Here is a 9443-nt window from a genome sequence, read left to right on the forward strand (position 1 = left end):
AACCGCTGGACCCATTCGTGAAATGCATTGCCGAGCAAGGCATGCGGATCGGGGCGCGCTGGCAGCCGCCGGGTCAGCCGCTGCCGCGCCGCGGCCGGGTCGCGGCACAGCTCGACCACATCGCTGACCGACAACTGGTTGGGTAGCGCCGGAGCGGGTTGCTGTGGGTCGCGTGCCCGCTCCGCCAGCAGCGCATCGACGTCGGCCACCCACTCGCCGACGTCCGCGCTCGCCAGCGGGTCGGCCAACATCGCCGCGGCCACCAGCGCCGCTCCCCGCTCGACGTCTCCGCGGCGCGTGCCTAGCGGGTCCGCGGGCCAGGCCGCTTCAATCACCTTGGTGCGCAATGGGTTTGGCTCTCCCGCAGCGGGTGGGGGTGCCCACTGTTCCACCGTTCCGCAGGGCTCACCGGCGGCGGCCGAACGGTCGATGACGTCCTTGAGTTCGCAAAGAAAATCCGACGGGCCGCGGGGTTTGATGCCGGTTGCGCCCCAGTGGTGGCCGGACAGCAGCAGGGTGTCTTCGGCTCGGGTGATGGCCACATACAACAGCCGGCGCTCTTCGTCGACTCGACGTTGCTCGAGCTGGCGGCGATGCGCGGAGATCTTATCTGACAACTGCTTTCGGTTGGTGACACCAGTGGTGTCCAGGACGGGGACGCCGTGCGCGCCCGCCGACGCGCGGTCGCCACGCAGCAGCGGCGGCAGGTCGGCGGGATCGGTGAGCCAGGTGCGCGTCGATGCGGTGGAGGGGAACACGCCGCCCGATAGGTGCGGCACCGCCACCACCTGCCACTCCAAACCCTTCGCGGCGTGCACCGTGAGCACCTGCACACGGTCTGCGGCGACGGTGAGCTGCGCTGGGGGTAATCCGTTTTCGACGACCGCGGCCGTGTCGAGGTAGGCCAGCAGACCGGCCACCGAAGCCGGGCAAAGGGTCGGCGACGTGGCGGTCCGCTCCGCGTACCCGCTGACCACGTCGGCGAACGCGTCGAGATGCTCGGTACCGGCCCAGGCCCCGCGCGTCGGCTGCACAGCACGGGCCTCGCAGTCGACGCCCAGCACGCGGCGCACTTCGGCGACCAGCTCCGGCAGCGGGTGACCGAGGTGGCCGCGCAGACCGGTCAGTTCGTCGGCCAACGCGATGATGCGCTGATACCCCGCCGCCGAATACCCGCCGGCCAGGCCCGGATCGCTGATCGCGTCAGCCAGGCATGCGGTGTCGGCATCCGGACCGGACTCCGCGGCGAGCTGCTCGGCCGACAACACCGGCCCGCGGGGCGGGTGGCCGCCGAGTTCCTGCGCGCGCCGCCACAACGCGGCAATGTCGCGGGCTCCGAGTCGCCACCGCGGACCGGTCAACACGCGCATGGCCGCCGCGCCTGCGGTGGGGTCGGCGACCAACCGCAGCATCGCCACCACGTCGGCCACCTCGGGAATGGCCAGCAGCCCGGCCAGGCCGACCACTTCCACGGGGATGCCGCGGGCACGCAGCGTCTCGGCCATCGGCGCGGCGTCGGCGTTTCGCCGGACCAGCACCGCGGCGGTCGTCGGCGCGACGCCGTCGGCGCGGCAGCGCTCGAACGTGCGGTGCAGCTGGTCGGCGATCCACTCGCGTTCGGCTTGCACGTCGGGCAGCAAGGCTGCGCGGACGGCGCCCGCCGGGGCGTCCGGACGTGCGCGCAGGGCTCGCACGGCGACCGACCGGCGCCGCGCTTCCGCGGAAACGGCGTTGGCCAACTGCAGGATCCGCGGCGGGTTGCGCCAGCTCGTACGCAACTCGAGGATTGGCGCGTGGGTGCCGTCGGATCGGGGGAAGTCGGTGGCGAACCGCGGCAGGTTGGTTGCTGAGGCACCGCGCCAGCCGTAGATCGACTGGATCGGGTCGCCGACGGCCGTCAGCGCCAATTCGTCGTCGACTCCCCCGCCGAACAACGCCGACAACGCGACGCGTTGGGCGTGCCCGGTGTCCTGGTATTCGTCGAGCAGCACCACCCGATAGCGTTCCCGCAGCTGCTCACCGACCTGGGGGAACCTCGAGGCCAGCCGTGCCGCCAAGGCCATCTGCAAACCGAAGTCGACCACCTTTTCGGCGAGCATCCGCCGGTGCAGCGCGTCGACCAGCGGAACCAACTCGGCACGCTCGGTTTGCGTGGCCAGCATCCGCAACAGCCATTGACTGGGGCCGCGCTCCCGCTGGTACGGACCTGCCGGCAGCGTGTGAACCAGCTGTTCCAACTCCAGATGGGTGTCGCGCAGCTGTTCGGTGTCGACGAGATGCTCGGTGAGCTGACCCCACAGCCGCAGCACCATCGCGGTCACTGCGGCCGGATTCTTGTCGGTGTGCAGCTCGCCGCGGTACCCGCTGACCACGTCGAAGGCCAGCTGCCACAGCTCGGTTTCGCTGAGCAGCCGGCTATCCGGTTCGACCGGCAACAGCAGGCCATGTTCGCGCAGCAGCGAACCGGCGAAGGCATGGTAGGTGCTGACCGCCGGCGCCGCCGCCGGCTCGGAGGCTGCCCGGCTTCCGATTGCCATGCCGACACCGGCCAGCCGGGCCAGCCGCGACCGCACCCGGCGCAGCAGCTGACCGGCGGCCTTGCGGGTGAAGGTCAATCCCAACACCTGATCGGGCGAGGCGTAGCCGTTGGCGACCAGCCACACCACCCGTGCGGCCATCGTCTCGGTTTTGCCCGCACCTGCCCCGGCGATGACTACCAGCGGCCCCGGCGGCGCGGCGATCACGGCGGCCTGCTCTGCAGTGGGCTCGAAAAGCCCTAGCGCGCAGGCCAATTCGGCCGGGCTGTACCGCGGCGCCGCCGTCACTGCGGGCCCCCCGGATGTGCCGGGCAGCTGGGCCGTATCGGGCAGTGCGTGCAGCCGTCGTTGATCCGGGCGATGAAGCGTGGGCCGCCGGTGGCAGCGGCGGCCTCGTGGACAAGTTTGCGCCATTCGTCGCGCGCGCCCGGAGTGAGCGGATCCTGCTCGCGCTCGGTGGCGCCATTGGCTCCACGTCTGCCCAGGTAGACCAGGCGGGCGCCGCCCGGCTCGTCGCCGTGGGGCACCAAGCCCTCGGCGACCGCCAGCTGATACATCGCCAACTGAGCGTGCCGCTGTGCGTCGTCCTTGCTGACCGGCGTCTTGCCGGTCTTGACGTCGACGATCACCAGCCGGCCGGCCGCGTCGCGCTCGATCCGGTCGACACGTCCGCGCAGCCGGATCCCGGCGCCGCCCTCGGTCTCAATGACTCCGTCGACGTCCACCTCGACGCCGACCTCGGTCAACTCGCGGCGGCTTTGTGCCCGCCACGCCAGAAACGTCTCGATCATCGTGCGGTGACGGGCCAGCTCGTTGGCCGAATACCACGGCGACTCGAACGGCAGATGCCGCCAAGCCCGCTCAAGCTCGGCCAACAGCTGCGCGTCGCTGCCTCGCGGTTCGGCGATCAGCGCGTGCAGCAGCGACCCGATGGTTGCGCTCAGATCGCGCGGGCCCGTTCCGCCGTGGCGTTCGGCCAACCAGCGCAGCGGGCAGTCGGTGAGCGTCTGCAGACTCGACGGCGTCAGGCTGACCACGTGATCGTCGCCGCTCCACAGCGACTGCGCTGTGCTGACCGGGATGAGGCCGTACCACTGGGCCGGGTCTGCGCCCGGCACACCCGCCTTGGCCAGCCGCGCCAATTGCCTTGCGGCGCTGGCACGCTCGGCGTCGTCGACTGCACCGTCGGGTGCGCACACGACGCCACGCAGCCGGCCCACCACCGCCGGCCCCGACAGCAGCCGCGGCGACGCCAGCGGCGTGAGATCAAGATCCTCGGTGGCGCATTGCGCCACCTCGAAGAAGAACGGCGACGGCAGCTCGGAGCCGGCTGCGCCGGCGTCGCCGGTTTCGTCGTCGACAGCGGTCACGACGAGCCGCCGACGGGCGCGACCCATCGCCGCCACCAGCAGGCGGCGCTCGTCGGCCAGCAGCGGAGCCCGCACCGACGCGTCCTCCCCGATCCCGTCGATGACGTCGAGCAGCCGCTGGGTGCCCAGCACTCCGCCGCGTGGAACGGTGTTGGGCCACAAGCCATCCTGCAGGCCGGCGATGACGACCAGGTCCCACTCGTGTCCCAGCGCAGCGTGCGCGCTCAGCACGCTGACCTGCTCCATCGGTGCCACCGGCTCGCGGTTGGCCGTGGGAAGTTGCAGCCCGGCGACGTGGTCCACCAACCCGCGCAGCGACGCTCCAGCGGTTCGCGACACGTACTCGTCGGTGACGTCGAACAGCGCGGTCACCGCGTCGAGGTCCCGCGCCGCCTGGGCGCCGGCCGGCCCGCCGCGGTCAATCGCCGTCAACCACCGACGCTGCAGACCGGAGCGATGCCATGCCGCCCACAGCGTGTAGCGCGGATCCTGCCCCGCCCGATGGCAGCGCGCGGCCGCAGCAAGGACCGCGCGCAGCCGGCGCAACGGACGCGCCTGCACCGCGGATAGCTGCGGCGGCTCGTCGCTGGTCAGCGCGGCCACCAGTAGGTCGCCGAAGTCCGAGTCGTGGGCGCCGCGGCGCAGCGCGCGCCGCAGTGCGCGCAGCGACACCGGATCCACCCGGCCAATCGGTCCGGTCAGCAGCGTCAGCGCCTGGGCCGCGTCCAGGCCGTCGGCCGTCGCTGCCAGCACCGTCAGCAGAGCCCGCGCCGCGGGCTGTTCGGCCAGTGCACCGCCGATGGACGGCATGGCCACCGGGACACCGGCCCTGGCCAGGGCGTGCGGCAACGTCACAGCAACCCGCGACACCGACCGAACGATGACCGCCATCTGCGACCACGGCACTTCGTCGACCAGGTGTGCGCGCCGCAGGGTGTCGGCGATGATCGTGGCCTCCGCGTGCGCCGAGGCCGCCAACTGCACTGCCACCGAACCGGAATCGGTGCCTGAGCCGGTAATCGTGCCGTCGACCCCTGCGGGAAGCCGGCAGGCGATCGCCGTGATCGCACCGGCCACCGCCGGACCACAGCGTTTCGAGACCGTCAACCTCACCGACGGTGAGTCGTCGGCCAACAATGCCGCCGGATCGGCGCCGCGAAAACCGAACACCGCCTGGCTGGGATCCCCCGCCATTAAGACGAGATCGGCGCCCCCCGCCAGCACTCGAACCAACTGGGCCGCCTGCGGGTCGAGCTGCTGAGCGTCGTCGACCAGCAGCAACCGGATCCGGGCACGTTCAGCCGCCAGCAGCTCCGGGTCGGCGGCGAACGCGTCCAGGGCCGCGCCGACCAGTTCGGCCGCCCCCAGCGCCGGAACCCTGGCTTGCGGGGCCGCTGTGCCGACCGCCGCACGCAGCAGCATCACCTGCTCGTACTGTTGCGCGAATTGGCCGGCGGCCACCCATTCCGGGCGCCCGTGCAGCCGGCCCAACTGCCGCAGTTGGCGTGGCTCGACTCCCCGTTCGGCACAACGCGCCAGCAGATCGCGAAGTTCAGCCGCGAAGCCGGCCGTGCTCAACGCCGGACGTAACTGCGGGGGCCACTTGACCGTCGCGGCGGGCCCGTCGGCGATGTCACCGGCCAGCAGTTCCCGGATGATCGCGTCTTGTTCAGCGTTGGTGACCAGCCGCGGTGGTGCATCGCCGACCCGCTGGGCGGCGAGCCGCAGCACCGCGAACGCATAGCTGTGCACGGTGCGCACTAACGGCTCGCGCGTCACCGCCGGCAGCCCGCCATCCGAGCGCGAGCGCAGCAATGCGCTCGTCAATGCGCTGCGCGCCCGCATTCCGATCCGACCTGAACCGGTAAGCAACAGAACAGATTCCGGGTCGACGCCGGCGGTGATGTGGGCTAGCGCAGCATCGACCAGCAGGCTGCTCTTGCCGGTTCCCGGCCCGCCGAGCACGCGCAGCCGCCCACGCAGGCCAGGATCCAACGCAACCCGAGCCTCGGCATCCCAGCGATCCATGGCGGCATGACACCACCGGGGTCTGACAAGTCAGCCCGACGCGGCCAGCGCTGCTGGTCAGGCGCAGTCAGCGATGCCAGCGGACCGGGCCGGCCCACAATGGCGGCCGATCGTCGGGAAAGCCGATATGGGTGACGGTCACCGGAGCCGGAGGGGGGCTTTCCGCGACGGCGTAGGTGCGGTCGTAGTCCGAGCGGCGACGCGGGTCACGCAACAACGCGTAGGCGGCGAGGATTTGTCGCAGCCGCTCGTCGGCAGCCGAATTCGGTTCCGCCGAGCGCACATCGGGGTGATGCGCACGCAATTCCCGCCGGTAGGCATGCGTGATTTCGTCTTGACTGGCGCTCGGTGATACGCCAAGCACCGTGTAGGGATCCGTCATCTTTCGGCCACCGCATCTTTCACCGCGCCGACGGAGGTGCGCAGGGTGGGCGCGCCTTCGGGTGCCATCGTATGCGCGCCCACCCTGACGTCTGTGCGTCCGCAGCAAGAGGCCACGCTCAGTGGCGGTGCGCGCGCAGTCGTGCTGCTGCGTCAGTCGCGTCTTCGGTACGTAGCAACAGTCGCGGACGGCACAAGTGTCACTGCGTGGGTTTCAACCGTCTTAGCCGTCTTTACCGTCCCAAACAGTCGGGGCATCACCTCCTCGAGTGTTTGCCAACCGCTGCCGCGAACATGCCGACCGACGGGGGTGATCGCGGCCTGCCAACCGATCTGGCGGGTGAGCCGAGGGTGTCAGGACTTGATCGCCGTGCGCTCGGCGTCGCGGTTGATCTCGATGCGACGGGGCTTTGCCTTTTCGGCCACCGGGATGGCGAGCCGCAATACCCCGTCGTGGTAGCTGGCCTCGATTCTGTCGGTGTCTAGGTTCTCGCCAAGGAATAGTTGACGGCTGAACACCCCTCGTGGCCGCTCAGCCGACACCATCTCCCGGTTCTGGTCCAGGTCAGGGCGTTCGGCGCGGACGGTCAGCACATTGCGTTCCACGTCGAGATCGAGCGAATCCGTGTTCACGCCAGGCAAGTCGAACTCCACGATGAACTTGTCACCCTCACGCCAGGCGTCCATCGGCATGACCGCGGGCCGGGCCGCCGTACCGAGCACCTGCTGAGTCCAGCGGTCGAGATCCCGGAACGGGTCTGTGCGCATCAAAACCATATTTCACCTCCCAGTTACAGCAGATGATCTATGTCTGCTGACATAGCTTTGTGATACCACGCATGGTATGGTTACGCAAGTAGTAATCGCGTGGATGTCGCGATGGAGGAGGGGTGACCGAGGACTCGTTACCACGTTCCGCGCGTGGGGTGTACGGCATTTCGGTGACGTCCGAGCTGTCCGGGATCGCGCCGCAGACGTTGCGGCTCTATGAGCGCCGAGGACTGCTCACGCCGTCTCGCACCGATGGCGGCGTGCGCCGCTACAGCGACGACGACCTGCTGCGCCTGAAGCGGATTTCTGAGTTGGTCGCTCAGGGCGTGAACCTGGCCGGCATCGCACGCATCCTCGACTTGGAGAACAGGAACAGTCAGCTGGAGTTCGATAAAAGTCAACTCCAATCCGACAATGCCAAATTGAAAGCCGGCCGAACGCGCGCGTCAGGCGCCACCTCAAGAAAGAAGGGGAGGAGGAGTTCCGATCATGGCGGACGTCGAAAAGATCCTGCCGGTTGACGAAACACCTGAAGCCGACGCGATCGACCAGCACCGAACTGTCGATGTCGGCGACGACATCCAGCTGGATACCGACTACGTCGCAGACATCAGCGACCGGGAGGCCAACGAAGCCGACGTGATCGACCAAGCCACAATCGTGCCGCTGCCAGACGACGACGTGGATAGCCAGGTGTAAAACGTCCGCTAGCCGTCGTCCTCGCGTAAGGCGACGAGCACACCTTCGGCGGTGTCGAGAATCCGTGCGCCGGCCCGGCTGGTTTGCGGCGGCCGACGGTATTCGCTCATCGATTCTCGCCTCCTTCGCGTCCGAATCGAACGCTGAATTGGCCTGCGTCGCAGGGTGATCCACAAGGCATCGCGTGACGGTCAAGCATGTTCGCCACATATAACCTGTGCCGTTTGTCACATATTCGGTAGGTTCTGCTGGCGCACCGCCCGAGGCCGGTTCACGCCCCGCGCGCAGGCTGGCACGATCGACTCGTGACCGACGAGCTTCACATGCACCGGTACGGCCCACAGAGACCCGTGCAAGTCTTGGCACTCCACGGCCTCACTGGGCACGGGCAGCGCTGGCAGCGGTTAGCCACTCACCACTTAACCGAGATCAGCGTTGCCGCACCGGATTTGATCGGGCACGCCAGGTCGTCGTGGGCCGCGCCGTGGACTATTGATGCCAATGTCAAGGCGCTGGCGGCCTGGCTCGACGAGCAGGCCGATGGGCCCGCGGTGGTGGTCGGCCATTCGTTCGGCGGCGCGGTGGCGCTGCATCTGGCCGCCACCCGCCCGGACCAGGTGGCTGCGCTGGTGTTGCTGGACCCGGCGATCGGTTTGAACGGCCAGTGGATGCGCGAGATCGCCGAGGCGACGCTCGCCTCCCCCGACTACTCCGACGTCGAGGAGGCGCGTGCGGAAAAAGCGAGCGGATCCTGGGCCGACGTCGATCCGGCGCTGCTGGACGCCGAGCTCGACAAGCACCTGGTGGCGCTGCCGGGCGGACGGTACGGCTGGCGGATCTGCCTACCGGCGATGATGTCCTATTGGAGCGAGCTGGCCCGTGACATTGTCTTGCCGCCCAATGGAATTGCGACGACACTGGTGCGCGCCACGTGGACATCGCCAGCGTATGTCGGCGAAAACCTCATCGCGGCGCTGCGCGGGCGGCTTGGGCCCGATTTCCGCCTGGTCGATCTGGACTGTGACCACATGGTGCCGCTGGCCAAGCCCGCAGAAGTTGCCGACGTCATCCGCGAGCGGCTGCGCTGACCATGGCAGCGGTGACCGGCGAGCAGGTGGAGCGGGTACGGGCGTTGGTCGCCGCGATTCCCGCCGGCAGGGTCGCCACCTACGGCGATATTGCTGCTGCCGCAGAGCTTTCCAGCCCGCGCATCGTCGGTTGGATCATGCGCACCGACTCCGCCGATCTGCCTTGGCATCGGGTGATCACCGCCTCGGGTCGGCCGGCGCGACATCTGGCCACCCGGCAGCTGGAGCTGCTGCGTGCCGAAGGGGTACTCGCGGTCGACGGCAGGGTCGCGCTGGAGGAGGTCCGTCACCGCTTCTAAAGCAGCAGCCGGACCAACGCCGCGGTGCGCGCCAGACCAGGGAATGCCGCCGCCGTCGACCGCGGGTGCAACGCATGCACCGCCAATCGAAACATCAAGGCGCGCAACAACATCTGCGGCCACTCCGGCAGCGTATCCCACCGCTCGATGAGCCCGTCGTCGGCCTCCCCCCAAGACAGCGCGTCGACCACGACCACGCCGGCCGCCCATGATGCGGGCCGCCAGTATGGCGTGATGTCGGTGATTCCAGGGGCAGCCGTGCCGGCGAAA

The 9443-nt window shown here is 69.2% G+C and carries 8 protein-coding genes and 1 pseudogene; 4 read left to right on the top strand and 5 right to left on the bottom strand.

Going from position 1 to position 9443, the window contains the following annotated elements:
* The 4 genes from VFA16_RS21390 to VFA16_RS21405 form a co-directional block, all read right to left on the bottom strand.
* Nucleotides 1-2825: ATP-dependent helicase (locus VFA16_RS21390; protein ID WP_324969756.1), on the bottom strand; the 2825-nt coding region annotated here is incomplete at its 3' end.
* Nucleotides 2822-5935, bottom strand: a complete 3114-nt coding sequence (locus VFA16_RS21395; RefSeq protein WP_324969757.1) for an ATP-dependent DNA helicase — start codon at nucleotides 5933-5935, stop codon at nucleotides 2822-2824. The genes VFA16_RS21395 and VFA16_RS21390, both read right to left, overlap by 4 nt.
* A 67-nt stretch (nucleotides 5936-6002) precedes the next feature.
* On the bottom strand, nucleotides 6003-6317 hold the full coding sequence (locus tag VFA16_RS21400) for a J domain-containing protein (protein WP_324969758.1): 315 nt from the start codon (nucleotides 6315-6317) through the stop codon (nucleotides 6003-6005).
* Nucleotides 6318-6670: 353 nt separating this feature from the next.
* A complete protein-coding gene (locus VFA16_RS21405) occupies nucleotides 6671-7093 on the bottom strand; it encodes an HSP20 family small heat-shock protein (RefSeq protein ID WP_324969759.1) in 423 nt (140 codons plus the stop codon).
* 113 nt (nucleotides 7094-7206) lie between these two features.
* On the opposite strand from VFA16_RS21405, the gene VFA16_RS21410 reads away from it, so the two are divergent.
* The 4 genes from VFA16_RS21410 (at nucleotide 7207) to VFA16_RS21425 (ending at nucleotide 9173) form a co-directional block, all read left to right on the top strand.
* Nucleotides 7207-7608, top strand: a complete 402-nt coding sequence (locus tag VFA16_RS21410; RefSeq protein ID WP_324969760.1) for a helix-turn-helix transcriptional regulator — start codon at nucleotides 7207-7209, stop codon at nucleotides 7606-7608.
* Nucleotides 7577-7786: a hypothetical protein gene (locus tag VFA16_RS21415; protein ID WP_324969761.1), complete on the top strand. Its 210-nt coding sequence runs from the start codon at nucleotides 7577-7579 to the stop codon at nucleotides 7784-7786. Before VFA16_RS21410 ends, VFA16_RS21415 begins: the two co-directional genes overlap by 32 nt.
* 305 nt (nucleotides 7787-8091) lie before the next feature.
* On the top strand, nucleotides 8092-8874 hold the full coding sequence (locus VFA16_RS21420; RefSeq protein WP_324969762.1) for an alpha/beta hydrolase: 783 nt from the start codon (nucleotides 8092-8094) through the stop codon (nucleotides 8872-8874).
* 2 nt (nucleotides 8875-8876) lie between these two features.
* Nucleotides 8877-9173 carry an MGMT family protein gene (locus VFA16_RS21425; RefSeq protein ID WP_324969763.1) on the top strand — a complete coding sequence of 99 codons (297 nt, stop codon included), beginning with the start codon at nucleotides 8877-8879 and terminating at the stop codon, nucleotides 9171-9173.
* Here VFA16_RS21425 and VFA16_RS21430 read toward each other — a convergent pair.
* Nucleotides 9170-9443: pseudogene (locus VFA16_RS21430) on the bottom strand (TIGR02569 family protein); the annotation flags it as partial. The gene VFA16_RS21425 and the pseudogene VFA16_RS21430 sit on opposite strands and share 4 nt — an antisense overlap.

This window comes from Mycobacterium sp. (assembly GCF_035653355.1).
GTDB lineage: Bacteria > Actinomycetota > Actinomycetes > Mycobacteriales > Mycobacteriaceae > Mycobacterium.

What these genes read in the sequence shown, in the direction of transcription:
- VFA16_RS21415 (WP_324969761.1), top strand. Translation starts at nt 7,577, where the DNA reads ATGGCGGACGTCGAAAAGATCCTGCCGGTTGACGAAACACCTGAAGCC.
- VFA16_RS21400 (WP_324969758.1), bottom strand. Translation starts at nt 6,317, where the DNA reads ATGACGGATCCCTACACGGTGCTTGGCGTATCACCGAGCGCCAGTCAA.
- VFA16_RS21425 (WP_324969763.1), top strand. Translation starts at nt 8,877, where the DNA reads ATGGCAGCGGTGACCGGCGAGCAGGTGGAGCGGGTACGGGCGTTGGTC.
- VFA16_RS21405 (WP_324969759.1), bottom strand. Translation starts at nt 7,093, where the DNA reads ATGGTTTTGATGCGCACAGACCCGTTCCGGGATCTCGACCGCTGGACT.
- VFA16_RS21395 (WP_324969757.1), bottom strand. Translation starts at nt 5,935, where the DNA reads ATGGATCGCTGGGATGCCGAGGCTCGGGTTGCGTTGGATCCTGGCCTG.